Origin of the sequence: Romboutsia sp. CE17, from assembly GCF_012317385.1 — a bacterium.
Classification (GTDB): Bacteria; Bacillota; Clostridia; order Peptostreptococcales; family Peptostreptococcaceae; genus Romboutsia_E.
This window is the reverse complement of sequence record NZ_CP051144.1, coordinates 1,669,238-1,692,829: the sequence shown is the minus strand read 5'-3', so window position 1 is coordinate 1,692,829 and position 23,592 is coordinate 1,669,238. Positions and strand designations below refer to the sequence as shown.

Annotated in this window: 21 protein-coding genes and 1 tRNA gene; 13 read left to right on the top strand and 9 right to left on the bottom strand. The window is 25.3% G+C overall.

Annotated elements, in window-relative coordinates:
• Positions 1-51: 51 nt before the first annotated feature.
• Both pdxR and HF520_RS08130 read right to left on the bottom strand, forming a co-directional pair.
• Positions 52-1,512, bottom strand: coding sequence for a MocR-like pyridoxine biosynthesis transcription factor PdxR (gene pdxR, locus HF520_RS08135; protein ID WP_168573547.1), 1,461 nt, complete (start codon positions 1,510-1,512; stop codon positions 52-54).
• Positions 1,513-1,557: 45 nt separating this feature from the next.
• A complete protein-coding gene (locus HF520_RS08130; RefSeq protein ID WP_168573546.1) occupies positions 1,558-2,454 on the bottom strand; it encodes a D-alanine--D-alanine ligase in 897 nt (298 codons plus the stop codon).
• 231 nt (positions 2,455-2,685) lie between these two features.
• Between HF520_RS08130 and HF520_RS08125 the strand changes: the two genes are divergently transcribed.
• The 3 genes from HF520_RS08125 (at position 2,686) to HF520_RS08115 (ending at position 4,938) form a co-directional block, all read left to right on the top strand.
• A tRNA-Cys gene (locus tag HF520_RS08125) sits at positions 2,686-2,759 on the top strand.
• Between the two features lie 136 nt (positions 2,760-2,895).
• On the top strand, positions 2,896-4,131 hold the full coding sequence (locus HF520_RS08120; RefSeq protein WP_168573545.1) for a competence/damage-inducible protein A: 1,236 nt from the start codon (positions 2,896-2,898) through the stop codon (positions 4,129-4,131).
• A 165-nt stretch (positions 4,132-4,296) separates the two neighbouring features.
• Positions 4,297-4,938 carry an HAD hydrolase family protein gene (locus tag HF520_RS08115; protein WP_243155127.1) on the top strand — a complete coding sequence of 214 codons (642 nt, stop codon included), beginning with the start codon at positions 4,297-4,299 and terminating at the stop codon, positions 4,936-4,938.
• Positions 4,939-5,150: 212 nt separating this feature from the next.
• Here the strand turns inward: HF520_RS08115 and HF520_RS08110 are convergent, their stop codons facing one another.
• A complete protein-coding gene (locus HF520_RS08110) occupies positions 5,151-5,738 on the bottom strand; it encodes a zinc dependent phospholipase C family protein (RefSeq protein ID WP_168573544.1) in 588 nt (195 codons plus the stop codon).
• A 281-nt stretch (positions 5,739-6,019) separates the two neighbouring features.
• Here HF520_RS08110 and HF520_RS08105 point away from each other — a divergent pair, with 281 nt between their 5' ends.
• Positions 6,020-6,856 (top strand): aldo/keto reductase, encoded by an 837-nt coding sequence (locus HF520_RS08105; RefSeq protein WP_168573543.1) that lies wholly within the window; start codon positions 6,020-6,022, stop codon positions 6,854-6,856.
• An 86-nt stretch (positions 6,857-6,942) separates the two neighbouring features.
• Here HF520_RS08105 and HF520_RS08100 read toward each other — a convergent pair whose 3' ends face one another.
• A complete protein-coding gene (locus HF520_RS08100; RefSeq protein ID WP_168573542.1) occupies positions 6,943-7,884 on the bottom strand; it encodes a TIGR01212 family radical SAM protein in 942 nt (313 codons plus the stop codon).
• A gap of 156 nt (positions 7,885-8,040) precedes the next feature.
• On the opposite strand from HF520_RS08100, the gene HF520_RS08095 reads away from it, so the two are divergent.
• Both HF520_RS08095 and HF520_RS08090 read left to right on the top strand, forming a co-directional pair.
• Positions 8,041-9,531: a VanW family protein gene (locus HF520_RS08095; protein ID WP_168573541.1), complete on the top strand. Its 1,491-nt coding sequence runs from the start codon at positions 8,041-8,043 to the stop codon at positions 9,529-9,531.
• A gap of 76 nt (positions 9,532-9,607) precedes the next feature.
• Positions 9,608-10,246 (top strand): nitroreductase family protein, encoded by a 639-nt coding sequence (locus HF520_RS08090; RefSeq protein ID WP_168573540.1) that lies wholly within the window; start codon positions 9,608-9,610, stop codon positions 10,244-10,246.
• A 256-nt stretch (positions 10,247-10,502) separates the two neighbouring features.
• On the opposite strand, the gene HF520_RS08085 is transcribed toward HF520_RS08090, so the two are convergent.
• A complete protein-coding gene (locus HF520_RS08085) occupies positions 10,503-11,045 on the bottom strand; it encodes a DUF308 domain-containing protein (RefSeq protein ID WP_168573539.1) in 543 nt (180 codons plus the stop codon).
• Between the two features lie 167 nt (positions 11,046-11,212).
• Here HF520_RS08085 and HF520_RS08080 point away from each other — a divergent pair, with 167 nt between their 5' ends.
• Complete coding sequence (locus tag HF520_RS08080; RefSeq protein WP_168573538.1) at positions 11,213-11,641, top strand: DMT family transporter; 429 nt, start codon at positions 11,213-11,215, stop codon at positions 11,639-11,641.
• 51 nt (positions 11,642-11,692) lie between these two features.
• Positions 11,693-12,343, top strand: a complete 651-nt coding sequence (locus HF520_RS08075; protein WP_168573537.1) for a diphthine--ammonia ligase — start codon at positions 11,693-11,695, stop codon at positions 12,341-12,343.
• Positions 12,344-12,407: 64 nt separating this feature from the next.
• On the opposite strand, the gene HF520_RS08070 is transcribed toward HF520_RS08075, so the two are convergent.
• A complete protein-coding gene (locus HF520_RS08070; RefSeq protein ID WP_168573536.1) occupies positions 12,408-12,572 on the bottom strand; it encodes a hypothetical protein in 165 nt (54 codons plus the stop codon).
• A 149-nt stretch (positions 12,573-12,721) separates the two neighbouring features.
• On the opposite strand from HF520_RS08070, the gene HF520_RS08065 reads away from it, so the two are divergent.
• The 3 genes from HF520_RS08065 to HF520_RS08055 all read left to right on the top strand — a co-directional run bounded on the left by HF520_RS08065 (position 12,722) and on the right by HF520_RS08055 (position 15,874).
• Positions 12,722-13,537 (top strand): MerR family transcriptional regulator, encoded by an 816-nt coding sequence (locus HF520_RS08065; RefSeq protein WP_168573535.1) that lies wholly within the window; start codon positions 12,722-12,724, stop codon positions 13,535-13,537.
• Positions 13,538-13,653: 116 nt separating this feature from the next.
• Positions 13,654-14,436 carry a GNAT family N-acetyltransferase gene (locus HF520_RS08060; protein ID WP_168573534.1) on the top strand — a complete coding sequence of 261 codons (783 nt, stop codon included), beginning with the start codon at positions 13,654-13,656 and terminating at the stop codon, positions 14,434-14,436.
• Positions 14,437-14,902: 466 nt separating this feature from the next.
• On the top strand, positions 14,903-15,874 hold the full coding sequence (locus HF520_RS08055) for a SpoIVB peptidase S55 domain-containing protein (protein WP_168573533.1): 972 nt from the start codon (positions 14,903-14,905) through the stop codon (positions 15,872-15,874).
• A gap of 10 nt (positions 15,875-15,884) precedes the next feature.
• On the opposite strand, the gene HF520_RS08050 is transcribed toward HF520_RS08055, so the two are convergent.
• Together HF520_RS08050 and HF520_RS08045 are read right to left on the bottom strand one after the other, a co-directional pair.
• Complete coding sequence (locus tag HF520_RS08050; RefSeq protein ID WP_168573532.1) at positions 15,885-17,309, bottom strand: CehA/McbA family metallohydrolase; 1,425 nt, start codon at positions 17,307-17,309, stop codon at positions 15,885-15,887.
• An 85-nt stretch (positions 17,310-17,394) separates the two neighbouring features.
• Positions 17,395-18,381: a zinc dependent phospholipase C family protein gene (locus HF520_RS08045; protein ID WP_168573531.1), complete on the bottom strand. Its 987-nt coding sequence runs from the start codon at positions 18,379-18,381 to the stop codon at positions 17,395-17,397.
• A gap of 119 nt (positions 18,382-18,500) precedes the next feature.
• On the opposite strand from HF520_RS08045, the gene HF520_RS08040 reads away from it, so the two are divergent.
• Positions 18,501-19,004, top strand: a complete 504-nt coding sequence (locus tag HF520_RS08040) for a hypothetical protein (RefSeq protein WP_168573530.1) — start codon at positions 18,501-18,503, stop codon at positions 19,002-19,004.
• Between the two features lie 155 nt (positions 19,005-19,159).
• Here HF520_RS08040 and pdaA read toward each other — a convergent pair whose 3' ends face one another.
• Positions 19,160-19,993, bottom strand: a complete 834-nt coding sequence (pdaA, locus tag HF520_RS08035) for a delta-lactam-biosynthetic de-N-acetylase (protein WP_168573529.1) — start codon at positions 19,991-19,993, stop codon at positions 19,160-19,162.
• A 204-nt stretch (positions 19,994-20,197) separates the two neighbouring features.
• Between pdaA and HF520_RS08030 the strand changes: the two genes are divergently transcribed.
• Positions 20,198-23,305 carry a helicase C-terminal domain-containing protein gene (locus HF520_RS08030; protein WP_168573528.1) on the top strand — a complete coding sequence of 1,036 codons (3,108 nt, stop codon included), beginning with the start codon at positions 20,198-20,200 and terminating at the stop codon, positions 23,303-23,305.
• Positions 23,306-23,592: the final 287 nt, after the last annotated feature.

The window sequence follows — 23,592 nt, the reverse complement described above, 5'->3', positions numbered from 1 at the left end:
ATTATTAAACTGCACGGAATAAATGCTAAATAATATAAAAATAGTACAAATTTATATAGAGTTATTTTCAATATCTCTAACACATTCACCTATAATCTTTATTCCATTTTCAATATCTTCTAAAGATAACCTAGAAAATCCGAGTCTTAAAGTATCATGTCCATCATCATTAATATAAAAAATATCACCAGGCATAAAGATAACGCCTTTCATATAACATTTTTCTAAAAGGTCACGACAGTTAATATTTTTTAGTTTAACAAAAATATGAAGCCCACCATCTCCGAGAACATATTCATTTGGAATATATTTTTCAACACAATCATAAGCAAAATTAAACTTATCTCCATAAAATTTACGGATTTTCTTAACATATTTTCCAAATCCACCATTGTATAAATAATCATAAAGAATACCTTGATCTAAGAATGAAACATGAATATTTTTACATCTTTTAACACTTTCAAGTTTAGAAATTACATTCTTATCAGCAAGTATCCATCCAATTCTCATACCTGGGAATAAAATCTTTGAAAAACTGCCTATGTAAATAACTCCATTGTTTAAATTATCAAGGGATGCAATAGGGAAGATGTGAGAACTAGAATAAAGAAGTTCTTCATTAAAACCATCTTCAATAATAGCAATATTATTTCCCTTCATTAAATTGTAAAATTTATATCTATTCTCAGGAGACATAACAACTCCTGTAGGGTTATGATAAGAAGGCGTTATATAAGCAAACTTAATTTTATTTTTATAGATAGATAACTTTTCATTAAGCATATTAAAATCTAATCCATTTTCATCCATATCAACATTAATTATATTTAAATTTAAAGCTTTCATAATTTTAATTGTAGTATTATGAGTTGGATTTTCACAAATTATATAATCTCCTGGTGATGTAAAAGAAGATAGCACAATATCTAATCCTTCTGTAAACCCATTAGTTATTAAAATATTTTTGTTAGAAGTGTCTACACCCTTATTATTCATATATTTTAGCAAATAATCTATTAAAGGCTTATACCCTTGAGCATAACCATAATTAAGAAGCTTATGTCCTTCTAATGAAATTCTATTTAAAAAAGATTTTTTTAGCTCATCCATATCAAACATAGATCCATCAGGAGAAATACTTTTAAAAGATATTAAGTTAGATTTCCATTGGATTTCATTTTTTATAATATCCATAGAGTTTGCAGTCTTAGAATAATTATTTTCAAGATTATCCCAATTTACACACCAATTACTTGTTATAATATCATTTTTAGAATTAGCAAATGTACCTTTACCAGATACAGAGTAAATATACCCTTCAGATTTTAATTCTTCATAAGCAAGTACTACTGAATTTCTACTAATATTAAGAAGTTGACTAAGCTCCCTTGTTGAAGGGAGCTTGCTTTTATCTGGTATTAATCCTTTTGATATCATGTCGGTTATATGATTTTTTATTTGTATATAAATTGGTTCATTGTCATTAATCATAAGATTAGAGAATAACAATATACCACCTCGATTTATTATAAATTTAATGAAGTAATTTTTACCTTAAGATAAAGAATACTCTATGATTTTATCTAGTAAATCGCTAAAATTAAGTCCACAAGCGGCGGCACTTCTAGGTATTAAACTAGTTTTAGTAAGCCCAGGAAGAGTGTTTAGTTCTAAAACATAAGGAACTCCATCATGTATAATCATATCAATTCTTACATAGGCTTTGCAATAGAAAATACGCCAACATGTTTCAGAAATTTTATTTATTTGTTTTTGAAGATCATCTTCTAAATATACAACTTGTTCAATCGCTCCATTTTCTGCATATTTAGAACTATAATCAAAAAATTCTGAATTAGATTTTATAGAGATTGTAGGAAATACTTTACCATTTAGTACAAAGGAAGTATATTCTCCACCAGGTATATATTTTTCTATCATTGCATATTCATCAAATTCTAGTACTTTTTCCACTGCATTTTTTACTTCATCCTTAGATTTCACAAAGAATGTAGCAACACTTGAGCCACCGCTATTAGGTTTAATAAATACTGGATATCCAAAGCTATCGATTTTATCATAATTTATTTTATCTGTTGAATTTGTAACTATCCAAGGAGCAGTAGGTATGTCAGAATGTTTTAATATTTTTTTAGCAACATTTTTATCCATACATAATCCACTTGATAAAGGTCCGCATCCTGAATAAGGAATGTTTTTTGCTTCTAATATAGATTGAATACGACCATCCTCTCCAAATTTGCCGTGAAGTGCTAAAAATGCAAAATCTATATCATTTGTAATTTTTGTAAAAACGTCTTCTGTATTATCTATAATTACTTTAACGACTTCATATTTATTTCTATCAAGATTATCAAAAACTTCGTTTCCAGAATTCAAAGAAACTTCTCTTTCAGATGATATACCGCCCATTATTACTGCAACTTTCATATTATCACTCCTAATATATTAAATTTATATAATAAAACTTATATTATTTTAATCTTTTTAAGTTCATTTATATTAATTATATTGGAGAAGAGTGAATACTGAAAGTACCACTCATTATTAACTTTAGGGTTAGTGTGGTATAGCCATATTATTAAATTATTATGGATAAAAATAACAAAAATTTGTTGCGAAAGTTAATTAATATAGCTATAATTTATTTATAATCAATAAGGCGACATGGCCAAGTGGTAAGGCAGTGGACTGCAACTCCTTGATCCTCAGTTCGAATCTGGGTGTCGCCTCCAATAAAAATGGGCTATTTTGGATAGTTTATCCGAAATAAGCCCTTTTGTTTTATACAGAGATTTTAGGATAAAATATATATTAAATACATTAAATTATTAAAATTAGTTCAAATTATACTTAGAGGGGTGAATCAAAATGAGAGCTGAGATTATAACTGTTGGAACTGAAATTCTTTTAGGTGATATTGTAAATACAAACTCACAATTTTTAGCTAAGGAGTTAGCAAATTTAGGTGTAGAAGTGTACTATCAAGGTACTGTGGGTGACAATGAAGATAGACTATTAGAATCTTTAGAGGAAAGTTTACATAGAAGTGATATGGTAATAACTACTGGAGGACTTGGTCCTACTAAAGATGATCTTACAAAGGAAACTGCAGCGAAATTATTTAATCAAGAATTGGTATTTCATGAAGAGTCTTGGTATGAAATTGAAGCATATTTTAATAAGTTGGGGAAAGTGCCAACTGAAAATAATAAAAAACAGGCTTATTTTCCAAAAGAAGCTATAGTGCTTAAAAATAATAATGGAACTGCTCCTGGTGCAATTTTGAAAAAAGATAACAAAACTATAATAGTACTACCTGGACCGCCAAGAGAGATGAAACCTATGTTTGAAGAACATGTAAAGCCTTATTTACAATATCTTACAGATGATATTTTAGTATCTAAGACACTTAGGTTTTATGGTATAGGAGAATCTTCTTTAGAGAATGCTATAATAGACATAATTAATGAACAAAGTAATCCAACTATAGCACCTTACGCTAAGGATACAGAGGTAACTTTAAGAATTACTGCAAAAGCTATTAGTGAAGAAGTTGCTATGGATTTAATAAATCCTGTAATAGATAAAATAGAAGATAGAGTAGGTCAGTATATTTATTCTCAAGGAGAATCTACCCTTGAAGATACAGTGGCTGAGATGTTAGTTAATAAGAATTTAACTATAAGCGTAGCAGAATCTTGTACAGGTGGTATGGTTTCGTCAAACCTTATAAATTATCCAGGAATATCATCAGTATTTATGGAGGGGTGTATAACTTACTCTAATGAAGCAAAGATGAAATCCTTAGGTGTTAAAAAAGAAACCTTAGATAAGTTTGGTGCAGTTAGTGAAGAAACTGCAAGAGAAATGGCTGAAGGTATTGCAAGAAGGTATAATACTAATATAGGAATTTCAACTACAGGAATAGCAGGTCCAGAAGGCGGAACTAAAGAAAAACCTGTAGGTTTAGTTTACTTTGGAATTTATATAAATGGTAAGACAATAGTAAAGAGATATATATTTAATGGAAGTAGGCAGCAAGTAAGACTTAGAGCAACAAAGACTATATTAAATGATTTAAGATTGGAGCTTATAAATCTTTAAAATACCTTGGAGGGAAACATGATAAAGCATATATTTTGTGATTTAGATGGAACTCTTTATCAAAAAGGAATAAGTAAGGAAGATATAGACGCTATAAAATAAATAGAAGAAAAAGGTGTAAGATTTCATATCGCAACAGGAAGAGCTTTTAAGCAGGCATTCCAAATGATAAAAGAAAAAGTAAATTTAAATGGATATTATATATGTCAAAATGGAGCATTTGTTTATGATAAAGATAAAAATATAATCTTAAAAGAAGTAATAGATGATAAATTAGTAAAAAAAGTAATAAGTAGATTTGAATCAGATGATTCATATATATATGTTATATATAATGGAGATATAGTTATATCTGGAGGAGAAGATATACTAGATAGATATGATAGGGATTGCATAATTGATTCTAATTTCTTTGGAAAAGAATGTTTTGACAACTTAGTTGGAAATATAGGTATAATATCAAAAAATACTGAGGAACTTAGAAGGATGGAACTTTATTATAAAAGTGAGTTTTATGATATTTTAGACGTTTATTTATCAGGACCACGAGTTTTAAGTATATCACCTAAGCATATATCTAAGAGAAGTGCAATAAAGCATGTATGTGGCTTACTAAATACAGACCTAGATGAAATTGCAACAATAGGTGATTCTCCTAATGATATATGTATGTTAGATGGATTTAAATATAGTTTTGCAATGGACACCTCAAAAGATGAAGTTAAAAAATGTGCTAACTATACAGCAAAAAGTGTAAAAGATGCAATCAAAGAAATTGAGAAAATAAATAATATTGAGAATATATAACATAAAAAAGAAATACTAAAAAATATAGTATTTCTTTTTTATTTTCAAGTATGCTTTTGTCAAATGATTGATCTAATCAAAGACATGTTGATTAATTAGAAACTAAAGAAATTTATATTATTATATATCTAATAGGTCTAGTAATCTTCATTACTAATTTATCATAAAATTGTTATAGAGATTCAATATTAATAAAAATCTTATATAAACTATTATCCGCAATTTATAAAAGTATATGATTTTGCTGTATTTGTTAAAATACAATCTAATATATAATTTACTACACTATTACATACATAATTAGAAAAAAGCAAATCATTTTCATATTCAGTTTTATTTACGTATTCTGAATACAAAGTATGAAAGAACTCACGGAAGTTTTGAGATCCTAAAGTATCTCCTTTAAACTTTGTTAAATCAGTTTCTTTAGCTACTAGAGCTAATTCTTTTTCATAAGCTATATGTTTACTCATACTATGAGACATTTCCCAGCGTCTGCTATGTGGAACACAGAAAAAATCACATAAGAAATGACAAATTACCCCTAGCTCTTGACTAAATTTACTTATTGAGAAGTATTTGCTTATACAATCTAAATTTAAGCTACATAGGTGTTCTACCTTTTTAAAAATCATGTCAAGAGACTCTTCTAAATAATGTTTTTGAAGAACATACTTAGATGATACATCAGGTTTAATATTTCCATATATAAAGTTTTTATCACTAAGAAAAAAAGACCTATTATCATTTATATTTTCTATCAAAGACTTACCTATTAATAGGTGAGTATTTACGAACATAATTCCACCTCTTAAAATTAATTAAAGTTTATTACATATTATATGGTTTACTTTAATTAATAAATTATTTAAAATATGAAGAAATTTTATACTAAGTTAATAATAACAATAAGTCATAGTGTATGCAATATGTAAGAAATTCCAAAAATATATAGTATTATACACAGACAAACTTGAATTATTTATGAGATAAATTACTTAAATTTTATAATATATAAAAATAATTTAAATATTATGATAAAATTATATAGAGGACAAAATAAAAAGGGAGAACATATATTATGAATCAAAATTTTATATTATTAAGTAATAGGATAAAAATGCCTTCAGTAGGATTTGGAACGTATAAATCGGGCAATGATGAAGAGACATCTCAAATAATTAAAAATGCTTTAAATATAGGATATAGAATGATAGATACAGCATCATTTTATGGAAATGAAGTAGGTATAGGTAAAGGCATCAAAGAAAGTAAAATAGATAGAAAAGAAATATTTTTAGTAACTAAACTTTGGAATGATGACCATGGATATGAAAAAACTATTGAAGCATTTAATAAATCATTAAATAATTTACAAGTAGACTATATTGATTTATATTTAATTCATTGGCCGAATAAACTAAATTCAGAAACATGGAGAGCATTTGAAGATTTATATAAATTAGGGAAAGTAAAAGCTATAGGAGTATGTAATTTTAAAGTTGAGCACTTAGAGGATTTAAAGAAGAGCGCAGAAATAATGCCGATGGTAAATCAAGTAGAAATTCATCCTTTCAGTATTAAAAATAAAATATGTAATTATTGCAAGGAAAATGATATTCAAGTTATTGCATGGAGCCCGATAAGTAGAGGTAGAGTTTTTTCTAATGATTTAATAATTAGTTTATCAGAAAAATATAAAAAATCAATTACACAAATAGTGCTAAGATGGCATATGCAAAAAGGAATTATTCCTATACCTAAATCATCAAATGAGTATAGAATGAAAGAAAATTTTGATATATTTGACTTTGAAATTACTGATGAAGATATTAAAGCTATTGACTTATTAAATCAAGGGGATGATATATCTGTAACAAATCCACCAGATAACACTATATATAATGAATCTATATAATAAAAAATACTGGGAACTAATTTCCAGTATTTTTTTATTAAAAATTAATTATATAAATTAATAGATATTATCTAATATTTATTAATTTACTTAGCAACATACTTAGAACCTTGGAAAGTACCACGCTCTTTAAGTGTAGCATCGATTTGATTAAGAACTTCCCATTTCTTTAAACTCCATAAAGGACCTACAAGATCTTCTCTTTTTCCATCTCCAGTAAGCCTATGAACTATCATTTCTTCAGGTAAAGCTTCAAGCTGATCACAAACTAAGTTTATATATTCTTCTTGAGTCATTAGTTTTAACATACCATTTTCAAGCATTTTTTCCATTGGAGTATTTTTTATAACATGTAGTAAGTGTATCTTAATTCCATCAACACCAAGGTTACCTACAGCCTTAGCTGTTTCCATCATCATATTATAATCTTCTCCAGGAAGACCGTTGATTATATGCACAATAACCTTAATATTTTTAGATTTTAATTTCTCAACTCCATCAAGGAAAGTTTGATAATCATGACCTCTATTAATTAATTTAGATGTTGAATCATGAATAGTTTGAAGTCCAAGTTCAACCCATAAGTTAGTTCTCTTATTAAGTTCGCCTAAATATTCGACTACATCATCAGGAAGGCAGTCAGGTCTTGTTGATATTGATAGACCTATAACATCTTCAAGTCCTAATATAGTTTCATATTTTTCTTTTAATACTTCTAATGGAGCATAAGTATTAGTATAAGCTTGAAAATAGCCTATATACTTAGCTTTTGGCCATTTTTTTAGCATCATTTCTCTAATATCATAGAATTGCTTTATTAAATCATCCTTAGGATTTCCAGCAAAATCTCCAGAGCCCTCCTTACTACAGTAAGTGCACCCACCATAAGTTATTTTTCCATCTATGTTTGGGCAAGTAAACCCTGCATTTATAGAAACCTTAAAGATTTTTTCACCAAATGTATTTCTAAGGTAGTAATTCCATGTATGATATCTCTTATTATCAAATGCATATTTGAATTTTGTCAACAGTATCACCTTTTCTAATAGTTATTAATTGTAATTATATTATTGATATATTACCATAAAAAAATTATATATACAAATCTATAAACTTGAAAATACTATTTAATTTTCAATCATATACTTTAAAGAATTATACAAAAGTATTGGGGAGGAATTGTAGTGGATAAAGAAAAAGATGGAGTAAATAAAAGTAGAGCAAATGAAAATACATATAAAGATATTAAGGATTCAAAAGAAGAAAATATAATCGAAATAGAAGAATCAGATAAAGCAATATCACAAAAAGCTTCTGAAATAAATGATATAGATGAAAATAATAAAATCACTGAAGATGATGATAAAAGTAAATATGAAATTAAAGATAGTGAAATAATTAATATAGAAAAAGTAAGTGAGAATGAGGACATACAAGAAAAAACTAAGAAATTTACTAAAAAGCATATGATAATAGTAGGTACATGTATTGGAGCAATTTTAATAATAGGATTTGTTGCTAATAATGTAGCAAAAAAATATCATAAAATAGTTTATCCAGGAGCAATATTATATGAAAATAATATATCAAAGCTAGATAATGAGAGCTTAAATAAAAAAATTAATGAAATTAAAAATAATCTAGGTAAAAATAAAATAAATATTCAAGCTAAAGATAAGAATTACAGCATAGATTATAATGATTTAATTGAGGATTATAATGATGATGAATTAAAAACAGAAGTTATGTCATATGGAAAAGAAGGAAATACATTAAAGCAGTTTGGAATAATAACAATAGGAATAAATAGAAATTATAAGTTTGATATAAAAGTAAATGAAAAATCATTAGAAGACTTGGTTAATAAAGTATATGAAGAAAATAGTGAAGAGCCAATAGAACCATCAATATCCATAAATGGTACGAATATAGATGTAAAAGAAGGCAAAAATTCTATGGTTGTAGATCGAGAAAAATTAAAGGAAGAAATAAAATTTATAATAGAAAATTATGATGGAAATGATGAAGAGGTTAAAATTTCGGCAAATTATATTGAAGAAGAGCCTAAGATAAACATAGAAGACTTAAAAAAAGTTGACACTAAAATATCTGTTGCAACAACTCAATATGGAACTGGTGGAGGAAGAGGTAAGAATGTAGAAGTGGCTACAAGTAAAGTAGATGATTTATTATTAATGCCTGGAGAAGAGTTTTCTTATGAAAATGCAGTAGGTCCTGTAACTCAAGAAAATGGATATACGTATGCACCAGTTATATCAAATGGTGAGCTAGTTCAAGGTATAGGTGGAGGCGTATGCCAAGTTTCTAGTACAATTTATAATGCTGAATTAAAGGCAGGAATACTTCCAACAGAAAGAAGAAATCATTCTAAGCCAGTAAGTTATTTACCAAGAGGATTAGATGCTACTTTAGCCTCAGGAAGTATTGACTATAAATTTAAAAACACATATGAGTATCCTTTAGTGATAAACACATATACATCAGGTGGAACAATTTATATAGAGTTTTGGTCTAACAAAAATGCAACAAAGGGAATAAGATACGAAGCTGTAAGTTATGTTAGAGGAAAAGTAGCAGATACTTATTTATACGGTTATGATTCTAATAAAAATAGAGTGTATGAAAAATATATAGATACAAGTGTATATAGATAAAATAGTTTGACACCAAACTATTTTATCTATATAATTAAACTGCCGACATAAAAATACATAAAGGAGATATTGTAAAATGGCAAATTTAGATTTTATATACAACCGCAAAAGTATAAGACAGTTCAAGGATACACCAATACCAAAGGAAGATATATTAGAATTATTAAAAGCGGCAACACATGCTCCATCACCAAAGCATCAACAAAATTGGAACTTTGTTGTTCTTCAAAATAAAGAAATGATAAATAAATTAGCTGATATAGTAAAAGAAAGTCATGAAAGAATAGGTAAGCTTGCAAAAAATGAAAAAGACTTCAAAAGACATATGAGCGTAATAAACTACTATACATGTTTTAGAAATGCACCAGTTTTAGTTATAGTATATTCATCTGAATATAAAATGATAGAAGAAAAAATATTAAAAGATAATAATGCACCTCAAGAAATATTAGATGTATTAAAGTCTCCTCAATCAGCGGCACAAGGAATAGGTGCAGCAGTAGAAAACTTTTTATTAGCAGCAACAGCAATGGGATATGGAACTTGTTATATGACAGGTCCAACTCATGCAAAGCGTGAAATAGAAGATTTTATAGGGTTTGAAAAGCCAGAATATGAGTTAATGTCTATGATAGCTTTGGGTGTAGCAGAAGAAAATACGCCAGCACAACCACCTCGTAAGCCATTAGAAGATGTTGTAACATTTATAGATTAATATAAAAATAAGGAGCTTTGCTAAAATAATCATTTTATCAAAGCTCCTTATTTATTATTAACTTTATTTAATTATTTAAAGATGTAACAGTAGATTTGTCTTTGCCTATTTTTTCAGAAATTTCTTCCATAGTAAACTTTCTATTTCTTTCATAAAGTGCAGTAAGAATATTTCCATGAGATTAAATTATATCAAATAATTTAATGAATTACATAAAAATAGGTGAGAGTATTAAAATTACTCGTCACCTATTTTACTATCTTAGTCTATTACCTGTAGCAAATAAATTTAATCCTATAACTATAACTATTAATGACATTATAGATGATATAAATCTAGATAAAAATAATGGTGATATAATTAGAGTTAGCCCAAATAAAAATATTAAAATATTTAATAAACCAAATCTAAAGTAAGGATCATTTTTACTAGCTGTTATTTTTAATAATTGACTTACTACTAAATATACCCCCAGAACTAAAGAAATCATGCTTTGAATTTTTGTTGGGAATAAAAATAATAAAACTATTACGACTAAAAGAACAGCTTGATTACGTTTATAAGGTTTTAGTTCTTCTTTTGGTGTATATCTAGCAAGTTCGTTGATGTTTTTTAAGTTTAAATATGCTATAAATAATAGTGAAAGGCCTAGCAACCAAGATACTAATTTAATACCAAGTCCTTTATAAATTAAAGAAAGTGTGCCTAAGATTATTAAGACTAATCCAAGGCTTATAAACCTCCCAGCATTTTCTTTTTTGTTAAGTCCATCTAGGTTAAAACTAAAAAACTGAAACATAAATTCACCTCATTAATAATACTAATAATTATTTTATAACATTATAACATAAAATGATTATTTTAATAAAAAAAATAAGAAATAAACCTTTTGGACGAGAGTAGTAATTATTATACAACTTGTATCATAAAATTTACTAATTACTATATTAATAAGGAGGTTCAAATGTGTCTAACTTAGGAGCGATAATATTTGCAATAATGGCTGGCCTCTCCACGACATTGGAAGCTTTTTTTAATGGAGAACTAGAGAAAAATACAACTGCATTAATAGCTACTTTTATAAGCTTAATTGTAGGAGCCCTGTTTTTCTTAATTGGTATATTGGTAGCAGGAGATTTCAAAGATCTAATAAAAGTAGGACCGATTAAACCAGTACTATTATTAGGTGGTGTATTTGGAGGGCTTATAATATATTTTACAGTAAAAGCAATACCGGCTTTAGGAGTATCAAAAACACTTACTTTAATAGTAGTATCTCAAATATTTTTAGGTTTTATAATAGATAGTTTTATATTAGGAAAGAATACTACACATCTTTATAATTATATTGGAGCAGCATTAGTATTTATAGGAGTATTCTTTATGTTAAATTAAAACATAAATTACATATTAACTAATTGAACAAATGAAAAAAGGAGATATAGTATGAATAACAAAAAATTTGTAATATCATTTAGTGGTGGAAAAGATAGTATGTTAGCTTTACATAGAATGATTAAAAATGGATATACTCCAGTAGCACTTTTGACTACTGTAAAGAAAAATGAAGGTGAGTCATGGACTCATGGTATAAATCTTGACTTTTTAAATAGAGTAAGCAAGAGCTTAGGTATAGATTTAATTACGGTAGAGTGTGGAGTTAGTGAATACGAAAGTGAGTTTGAAAGAAAATTATTGGAAGCTAAAGAAAAAGGTGCAACTATATGTGTATATGGAGATATAGATATAGAACATCATAGACAATGGGGAGTTGATAGATGTAATTCAGTTAATATGAATGCAGAGTTTCCGTTATGGCAAGAGAATAGAGAAGATTTGGTTTATGAATTTATTGATAATGGATATAAAGCGATAATCAAAACAATAAATTTAAATAATCTAGGTGAAGAATTTTTAGGAGAAATATTAACTAAAGACTTAATACAAAAAATAAAAGAAACAGGTTCTGATGCTTGTGGAGAAAACGGAGAATATCATACTTTTGTAAGTGATGGGCCATTATTTAAAATTCCTATAAATTTTGAAATAGAAAGTAAGATTTTAGACGAAAACTATGGGCGTTTAAATATTAAATAATAAAAAGAGCAATATAAAGTAGAGTTTTATTTCTACCTTAAGTTGCTCTTTTTAAATTAAATTGTTATTTTTTCTCCCATGCTATCATAACATATTCTTTTCCAGTTTCAGCTTTCATTAAATGCTCAGCTTTGTCTATAGCAGCTTTTACTTTAGCATCAACATTAGCTATTTCAAAATGAGTATGTTCACATCCACAGCCTGAATTACATCCACATTTGTGTTCCATATTAAGTCCTCCTATAAGATGAATTACTTATATTTTGTGAGGATAGGTTTAAATTATTACAATATATATATTATATTTTTAGAAATAATAAAAAAATGATATAAAATTTACTAAAAAAATATTTTATAATAAAGATAGTGGAGGAAAATATGAAAGATTATTATAAAATAGGAGAAATATCAAAAATATATGGTATAGGAAGAGATTCTTTAATGTACTATGAAGAAATAGGAATATTAAATCCTTTTAGAGATTCTAATGGATATAGACTATATAATATTTCTGATATATGGAAATTAAACTTAATAAAAGAGCTAAGAATTTTAAACTTTCCAATGAAAACAATAAAAGAATACTTAGAAAATAGAAATATAAAATCTACCAATGAAATGTTAGAAAAAGAAATAAAATTAATAGATGAAAAAATAGAAGAATTAATATCTCATAAAGAAAATATAAAAAAGAGGTTAAATGCTATTAATGAAACTGTTAAAAATACAGCATTTGATGTTATAGAAGTGAAGTATATGAAAAAAAGAAAGGCTTTAAAATTAAATGCTAACATTAAAAGGGATGAAGATGTTGATTTTTTAATACAAAAGCTTCAAAAAGAATATGAAAATAGATTTAATATTTTAGGAAATAATAATATAGGAGCTATTTTTTCCTTAGAATCTATAAACAATAATATTTATAATGAATTTAACTCTGTATTTTGTTTTTTAGATGAGAATGAAGATGTGTATAATATTACATTTGATGAAAATTATTATATTACAATGAGTTATGGAGGAAGTTACAGTAAGAATAAAGAATATATAAAGAATATGTTAGAGTTTTGTGAGGAAGAAAACTACGAAGTAATAGGGAATCCTATTGAAATTTATAAAATAGATATTCATGAAACTGGAAAGGTAGAGGAGTTTATTACAGAAATACAAATACCTATAAAAAAAAGGTTATAATATAAATAATCATTTAATAATGATAAGTAGTTTTTTCTATAATTAAATATAGACTCACTAAAATTTTTTATAATTAATATGAATATTGGTTGTAAAAAGATAAGGGGGTAAAACTTTTGATTACAAAAGTAAATGAGAGTTTAGAGAAGGCATTTTGGGAGTATGTATCTCATGAAGAGCGTATTAACTTATTTATAATAGGTTATGTTGAGAATTATGGACTGGATACTGAGTTTCAAGAGGTATGGTTTCAAATTCAAAATGAAAAAATTGTCTCGATAATGTTAAGATATTATAAGTCTTTAATTATTTATAGTTACGAAAATGATTTTGATGTAGACGAAATGATAAGCTATATAAATACCTTAGATATAAATGAAATTAGCGGAAAAAAATCTGTTATAGACAGGCTTCTTACTAAGTATAAAGATTATACATCATATAATGAAACTTATTTTTGTAGTCTAAAAAGCTTAAATGAAATAGATACTCTTAACATGAAAGATTATAAAATCAACAAAGTTGAAATAAATGATCTAAACCAATTAAATGAATTCTTAAATAGTATTAATATGAATACTGAAGACTGTATAGAATCTCAAACTAAATTAATAAAAGATAAAAATACAAGGATATACTTTATAAAAGAGAATAGCAAAATAATAAGTACAATATCAACTGGAGTAGAAACTAGCTTTTTAGCAATGATATGTGGAGTAGGAACAGGTTTAAATTATAGAAACCGTGGTCTTGCAACATATATGGCATATACATTGTCAAAAGAATTAGTAAACGAAGGCAAGGTTCCGTGCTTGTTTTATAGTAATGAACATATAGGAAGAATATATAAAAAAATTGGATATGAAATAGACGATAAATGGAGTATTTTACAAAAGTAGGATTAGAAGAAAATAATGGATAAGCGTGAATGAGCAAGATATTAAAAATTAGTGAACTTTGTTTTTATAGGATTTTTTATGATTTTAATTTAATACTTATTTATATATTCAATTAAATGTAAGTATGAATAGTTAAATTATAGAATTAAAAAGAAATAAAAAGAGTAAATTAGAAAAAACGAGTATTATAAATACTCGTTTTTATATTAAAAAATTATATTACTTTAATAATTATAGATAACTTATAAAATATAGTTATATTAATATAATGTTTTCTAGAGTAAAACAGATTTTTAGAAAAAGACAAAATATTTATTTACATTAAGATGAACATTTTTTATAAAGTAAAAAATATGAAGGTAATACAAATTGTAAGGTTGAATAAATTACTTACCATTATAAATAAATATACAAGTACATATAATAAGAATACAATTAAAAATATTTAACTTCAAAAGGAGGCTAAATGAAAACATCATTTAGAGTAAGCTTAAAAATATTCTTAATTATTTTATTAGTAGTATTATTTCCAACTTGTATTCATTCAATGCAAAAAAATGAAAAAATTCCTTCTGAAGTTATTTTAGGAGGAGAACTTCTACAAGTAAATATGAATACAAATAAAGTAATGTATTATAATGTAGAAGAAAATAGTGAACAATTACAAAATTATGATTTACTTTGCAAAGTAGACGGAAAAACTATAAAAAATAGAGACGATATTTTTAAATATGTATCAAAAAGTAAAAAATCAGAATCAATAGAAGTTTTAGTTTTAAGAAATAATGAATATGAAACATTATATTTAAATAAAAAAGATATAAGTCCATCACATTTTACAGAGTATATACCATTTTGTGCTACTTTAACTTATATAAATCCAAAAGACAACACATTTGGAGCAGTTGCACATAATATTAAAGTACCTAATTTAGATAATGTACTATCAAAAAAAGGTGAAATTTATTTATGTAATATGCTTGAAATTAAAAGATCTACAAAATCAGAATTAGGAAGTATTCATGGTAAAATGAAAGATAACCCTCAAGGTAAGATTACTAGAGTAAATGAATTTGGTGCAAAAGGAAATATAAATATAAGTGGATTTAAAGATAAACAAATTTATGAGGTATCTAGAGCTAAAGATGTAAAAATAGGAAACGCAAGTTTAGTTATAAGTAATACTGGTGAAGATGGCAAACATTTTTATGATATAAACATTACAAAAGTAAATAAACAATATGAAGCAAGTACTCAAGGATTTGAATTCGAAATAACAGATAAAGAATTTTTAAAACAATACGGAGGTATACTACAAGGTATGAGTGGGTCTCCAATAATACAAAATGGGAAAATAATAGGAGCATTATCCCATGTAATATCAACAAACTCTAGTAATGGTATTGGACTATATATAGAATGGATGATGGAAAAATAACTCCATCATCCTATTTTTTTATCCAAATTGGAGCTGTAACAGATATTTTACCAGAATTTTGTAAAACTTTAACATAATAAAAAGTTCTTTTATTTTTAGAAGGTATAGTGAATTCTAATTTAGCAAGATTAGAATCAAATTCTTTGCTTTTTATTATATTACCATTTTCGCTAATTACTTGGATTTCTTTTATTGTATCTTCTTTATCATTATCAATTACACTTATTGAAAAATTTAATTTTGAGGGTTTATTAATAGTTGACCCTAAAGGATTATCATTAATAGTATAATCAATTTTTATATTTTTATCTTCAGTTGCATAAACTCTCATATTTCTTAGTCCATCATATAAAGCTTCCTTAGATAACTCTGTAGATAATATAACGGTTCTAAATTCATTTGCAATACCAAAATCAATAATATGATTATCTTGGTTACACGTAGGAGCAACATGCCAACCATTGTCTAAAGCTTTTTGATACATATCATAAGCTATTATATTTTTTTTCATATCTTCCTTATATCCATTACCAACTTCTAATAAACAAATTACATTATCAGCTATAGGTGAAAACTTTAAATCTTCAAATTTACCAAACTTATCACAAGGATGATTAAACTGGCAAATCAAATCATCATATTTAGAAATAAGATCATAAAAGTTTTTTAAATCGAGACTTTTATCATTAGAAGATACAAATCCATCTGTATTAAATACATTAAAATGTCCTATAGGATTATCTACTTTTCTAGTATAAGTCATTTCAAATCCATTTAAAGCAATAAATTCACCATTACTTGTGAACTTATTAGCGGAATTTACAGCATTTGTCCATTTTTCACTAAAAGATCCATCTTCTAAGTTACATTCTAAATCATTATCAAAGTAATTAGAATGTTCAGTGATAGCAAAAAAATCTAATTTAGCTTTATACTTTGCCAAATAATAGGCATCATCGTAAGTTCCGTGTCCATCACTATTAGAGGTATGAGCATGAAGTAATCCTCTATAATGAGTATATATAGGAGTACCAACGGTAAAGTACCATTCAAATACTTTTTTATTTTTATTTGATGATAAATCATCAAGTTCTATTTTCACTATTTGATTACCCCTTTTAAATTTCTTTTTAGGAGTATAAGTTATTTCATTTTCTGTAATTGAACAATCTTTAGTTATATCTTTATAATTTACATAAAGTTTTACTGAAGATAAATCAACACCACTTAAATCATTGTAATTTACTACAATTTTGGGTTTTCCAATTATATATTGTTGACATTTATCAGGGATAACCCTATTAATAGTTGGAGGTTCTATATCATTATCAGTATTATTTACTGCAGTGATTGTATAATTATTATTTTTATAAAATATAGCACAAATAAAAATAATAGAAGGAACTATAAATAAAATAACTTTCTTTAAACTCATAAAATTTCATCATCCTCATAAAATTTATTCTTTTAATAGTATTTTTTACATATTTAAAATATATATTTATGTAAATCTAAACCAATTAAAGTTTAAATTCAAAGTTGCAATCACAATTTTGATTTGTTAAAAAGGACTTATTATTAATTTTAGATATTATATTAATCATAGTAGATTTATTATTTAAGTAAAGATCTAACTCTTTTGATAAATCTAAATAATAATCAAGGCTATATTTATAAATTTCATCAAAAGTATAGTTATGGCTTTTTAGAGAAAATGGATTTACCCATTTATTATGACTCTCATTAAGTAAATCATTAACACAATGTTTAAAATTAAAATATATTTTATTATTAATAAAACCATTTTTAGATGTTTTATCTTTTATATTTAAATATATTTTAGAGAATAAAGTTGGTGAAGAATTTATTTTTTTCTCGACTTTTATAAAAGTGATATATGATTTTTTTATATCTTCACAAGATACTTTTTTATTATAAACGCTACTTAATAAATAGCTATACATATCACAAAGCACAAATAAATCATCATTACTCAAATTAATATTTAAATAATCATTAAATTCATAAGGTTTTAGATGATTAAATCTAAAAAGTAATAAGCTATCTATATGAGTTTCTATACTTTTATGTAATGCAGCATTGCTTTTATGCTTATATTTATTCTTTAGACTATTTTGAAGACTATATATATAAGGATGTGTATGCTTATCAAGAGCATAATGAGATAAAAATCCGTATATATATGATAGAGATATATTATAAAAATCTATATTATTAAATAAAGCCTTTAAAGTGTTTTTATTAGAAGAGTACATTATCATATTACTTATAAAGTCGTTAGTCTTTTTATTATGAATAAGTGGACTTAAAAGTGAAATATTTTTTTTATTTAAGAAGGCTAAATCATTGTAATAATTAAAAAAATTAGGACCTTGACTTCCTAATAAATACATATCCATATTATCTTTAATAATAGCTTGAGTGTTTTTATCTAATAGGTTTAAACAATCCATAGAAAATAAATAATGAGTTATAGCTCTTGGCATTTTAAATCCTCCTATAAACATATATAATTTTTATAATATGCAAATTTTAAATCAATATACATTAGAACAAGCTTATTGGTAATATAATTTATTAATAAAAAAATCCTAGGAGGATTAATATGCTAGTAGATTCTATAAAAATAAATATAAAAAAGAAAGATGCTGCAAAGATAATATTTGCAAAAACACCACTAATAAGTAAAATTGTTCAATTTAATAATAAGGCTGAAGATATTCATTTGGAATACATAGAATTTAAGATTTTAAAATATGAAGTAGTAAGTAAAAAGGGGAGTGTTAGTTTTTTTAGAAATAATTCAAAAAAATTTAATATAACTATGATAGTAAATACATATAGTGGATATTCAGAATCAGTAGATAAAATGCCAATGACAGTAAAAAGATATGTTCCTAAAAGTTGTGTAAAAAAATCTAAGGTAAATGATTATGAAATTATTGAAGAAGTAAAAAAACAAATTATAAAATATATAGAAAAAAAATATAAAAGTGATTTACTAGATAATATGAATATACAAAATATAAAGTTAGTTGAAAATAAAAGCATATATAAGCCATATTGGGTTGCAAACTATAATGGGAAGAATATATTTTTAGATGCATAATATAAATTAATTTTATGATAGATAAATACTGGCATATTTAGTTAATTTCTATCTAAGCTTTAATCACTATTATAAAAATATGAAAGTTTTTGATTATATTTAAAGAAAACACTATACAGGTATTTAAAACTAAATATATGTATAGTGTTTTTATTTTAATTTTTAGATGTTGACTTAACTAAATAATCTAGTGTTTCTAATCTATATCCTTCTTCTTTCCAGTGAGTAAGAACCTCATCTAATATTTCGCTATTAGTTTTAGAATTAGAATGAAGTAAAACTATTGCACCAGGATGTGTTCTAGAGTATATCTTATTTTTTGCAAATTCATGAGTAGGTTGTTTATCGTTATACCAGTCTACATACGCAAAGCTCCAAAATATTGAACTATACCCTAAATCTTGAGTGTATTTTAATGATTCTTCACTGAATTTACCCATAGGAGGTCTAAAGTATTTAGGCATATCTTTATTTGTAACTTCTTTATATGCTTCTTCTACACTAGTAATTTCAGCTTTGAATTTTTCGAAATCGTGTATACTTGCCATAGAAGGATGAGTTTTTGAGTGATTACATACTAAATGTCCTTCTTCTTCCATACGCTTTATAATATCAGGGTTTGATTTTATATAAGTTTCAACTACAAAGAAGTGAGCTTTAACATTATGTTTTTTTAGAATATCTAATAGAGTATTTGTATATCCATTTTCGTATCCCGAATCAAATGTTAAGTATATCACTTTTTCATTAGGGTCTCCTACATAATAAGAATTATATTTTTTGAAAAAGCTTGCTTCTTCTATTGCTGTAGGTTGCTTACCATCTTCTCTAGGGTTAAAATACCAATTATATTCTTGTGTACTTAACTCAGGTGAAGATATCTGAGTTTTAATCTTAGAAAACAAAGAGAAGTTAGGAATAATTAAAAGCGTAAAAATAAGTAATACTATGCCTAATATATAATAATTCTTAAAACCTTTTTTATCCACAAAATCACCTCTATTAAAAAGTTTATATCAATATGGATAGTTTATATAAATAATTACTTTTATATACTATAAAACTAAATAATAAAATATTATAAAATTTTGTCATTTTTGATAAAATATTTTAATTTTATATAATGTATAGTAAAGTAATAATTATATAAAATAAAGTATAAATGTTTATTTGTAGTTTGAGAGGAATTATATATGGAGGAAAATATAATTAAAATTAGAAATGATATTAAAAGTGTTATAGATAATATTATTTTTTTAGATATAGAAACAAGTGGATTAAACCCGAATAAAGCTGAAATTATAGAAATCGGAGCGGTAAAGATTAAAAATGGTGAAGTTTCAACTTTAAATACATTAGTAAAAAATAATAAGGAAATACCTTTAGAAATATTTTCTTTGTGTAGTGATTTGAAAAAAGAGGATTTTAAAAGTGCATTAGAATTTAAAAATGCAAAAAATAAACTTCTAAATTTTATAGAAGACAAGACTATAATATGTCATAATGCTTCTTTTGAAAAAAGCTTTTTAGATATTAATATACCGGAGTTAAAAAATAAAATCATAGATTCTATGGAATTAGCTGCGATTTTAGAGCCATATCACAAAGAGTTTAATTTAGATTATTTAAAAAAGACTATAACTAATAAGTATGAAGATGAAAAACATAGAGCTCTAGAAGATGCTATAGATACTTTAGAAGTTGTCAACTCTCTTTTATTTAGACTTAAGAAAAAGGAAGAATCAGAATATACTCTAGAGCCTTTGACCTTTAGGATTAATTCTTATTTAAACAAATTCGGATTAAAACCATGGGAATGGAGTAAATTAATAGAGGATGGCAATTATGATATATCGTATGAAAATGTAAGGTTTGAGGATTATAATCATAATAACTATAGAAGAGAAAATAAAAAAGAAAAGGAAATTTTCGATAAAATACATTCTAAACATAGTAATTATGAAGATTTATTAAAAGATGAAAGTATATGGGCTAGTAAAGAGGGATTTATATATGAATTTAGACCAGGTCAATATGAACTAACTAAAACTATAAGAGAGACATTTAGAGGAACTAATGGAGCATCTAAGATTGCATGTATAGAAGCACCAACAGGGATCGGGAAAAGTGTTGGATATTTGCTACCAGCAATATTAGAATCAAGGCTTAGAAATCAAAGAATAATTGTCTCAACAGATACAAAAGAGCTACAGACACAGTTAATAAATAAAGATATACCAAATATTTTAAATTCATTAGGTCTAACTGATAAAGTAAGTTATGGATATATTAAAGGAAAAAATAACTATATATGTGTGGAAAAATTAGAAGGTTATAAATCTGAGTATACACCTGGAGAGACAAGTCAATTAGATATATTAGGAATAATATATTTAGAAAGATTGGTGGAAGAAGGCAACTATGGAGATATTGAAGAGATTAATTATTGGGTTATAAAGCATTTTGAAGGAATCAATAATCATATTATATACTCTAGTTGTGATCCTAATTTATGCAAACCTAAAAAGTGTATAAAAAATTGCCTTTACAAAAAGAGAGTAGAAGAGCTTAAAGAAGAAGATATAACTATTATAAATCATTCATTACTTGCAAAATGGCCTTACAAAGAAGAAAAACCAATAGAAAATTTAATAGTAGATGAAGCTCATAATCTAACAGAGAAAGGGTACGAATTTTTCTCTGCTATAGTAGATTCTAGAGTATTATTGTATTTCCTACAAGAGATATATCCATATGAAAATATATATAATAGTCCATTTTCGTATAATAAAAAATTTAGGAAGCTAAAGATATTTGATAAATTTTATAATCATATAAGATTAGATAGAAGCTTAAAAGATAAAATAAGTAGGAATATAAATTTAATAGTAGAAGAAATAAGTTCATTATTTATATTTGGAGAAAATAGCGATTATAAAAATATAAGTAATTACAATTTAAGATGGGAATTAAACTTACAAGAAAATGAAGTTGCTGGTAGTATAAGAAAGGATAATGACTATATAAGTTTAACTTATAAAGCTTTTACAGAGAAAGTTAAGCTTAGCTGTGAGTCTATTATTAGAAACATTAATTCTATATTAGTAATAATAGATAGAAATATGGATGATGATAGTTGTGATAAAGAGTCTGATGTATATAAATTTGGTCAATCTAGATTTAAAGATATGGAGGATATGAGAAATACTTTACAGGCTTTTTTAGAATACAGTGAAGAAGATAATTATGCGAGAATTGTTGATATAGATAAAGGCTTTAAGTATTTTGAATTTAGAGTTGTTCCTTTAAATTTAGCAGATTTATTTGAGGAAAACATATTAAGTAATTTATCTACAGGTATATTTTTATCAGCAACTTTAAGTGTAGGAAATAAGATGGATTACTTTAAAAGAACATTAGGAATAAATAGAGTTGATAACTTAGAGAAAGTTATAGATCCAATTTATGATTATAAAAAGAGACTATCACTTATAAGTATAAATGACATTTGTAGTTATAAAAATAATAATTTCCCAAATGAAATTAGTGAAATAATAAGTGATATTTGTGATATTACACAAGGTCATACATTATGTCTTTTTAATAGCAAAGATAGACAATTAAAAACGTATGATGTGCTTGGAAATTATTTACATGAAAAAGATATAGAAATATACAATGATAAAAAAGGTATAAAGGTACTTAAAGATATAAATAAAAGATGTGTAGTACTTGGATCAAAAGGATGTTTTGAAGGTGTGGATGTTCCTGGTGATGGTTTAATATGTGCTACTTTAGACAAGATACCAAATTTAAATCCACGAGACCCTTTATATTCTACTATAATGCATAAGTATAATATTCCTTATCATAGAATTAATTATCCTCAATTGGCAATAAAAATAAAACAGGCCTTAGGAAGAATTTTAAGAAGTAAATATGATTATGGTTGCTTTATTATTTTTAATGTGGGTAGCAATAACAATACATTAAGAATGCTTGAAAAAGATTTACATGGATGCAAGATACTAAGTCTAAATAGAAGTAGTTTATATAAGAATATAGAGATGCATATTAGAAAATCAAGGGAAGAAGTAATAAAATCAGCTATAATTGATATATCAAAGTCTATTAAAATATTAAATATTAATGATATGAAAAAGTTAGAAAATTATATAAATAAAGAAATAAAAAGCAGATCTCTAAACAGTAAAGTGATGTATATGGGAGATTTTAAAAAAACTTTTAAAATAAAGTATTTTGATATAAAATATTTAATAAATAAAGAAAAGTTGCTTTAAAAATTTGAAAATAAAAAATTGATTTTTATAAAAAATGAATAAAAATATATAAAACTTTCAATATATAATTTAATATTATTGTATATAAAAATATTTTAAAATGAAATAAAACCTAGTGAAATATGCATTTTACTAGGTTTTATTTTGGCTAAATATAGAAAAGAGAATAAAATGGATTTTCTAATAGTAAAAAAATGGTTGTGAAATAATGGAAATTAATAAATAAAGTTATATTGTTGAAATTTATAGAAAATTTTAATAAGTGAATTTGACAATTATTTACATAT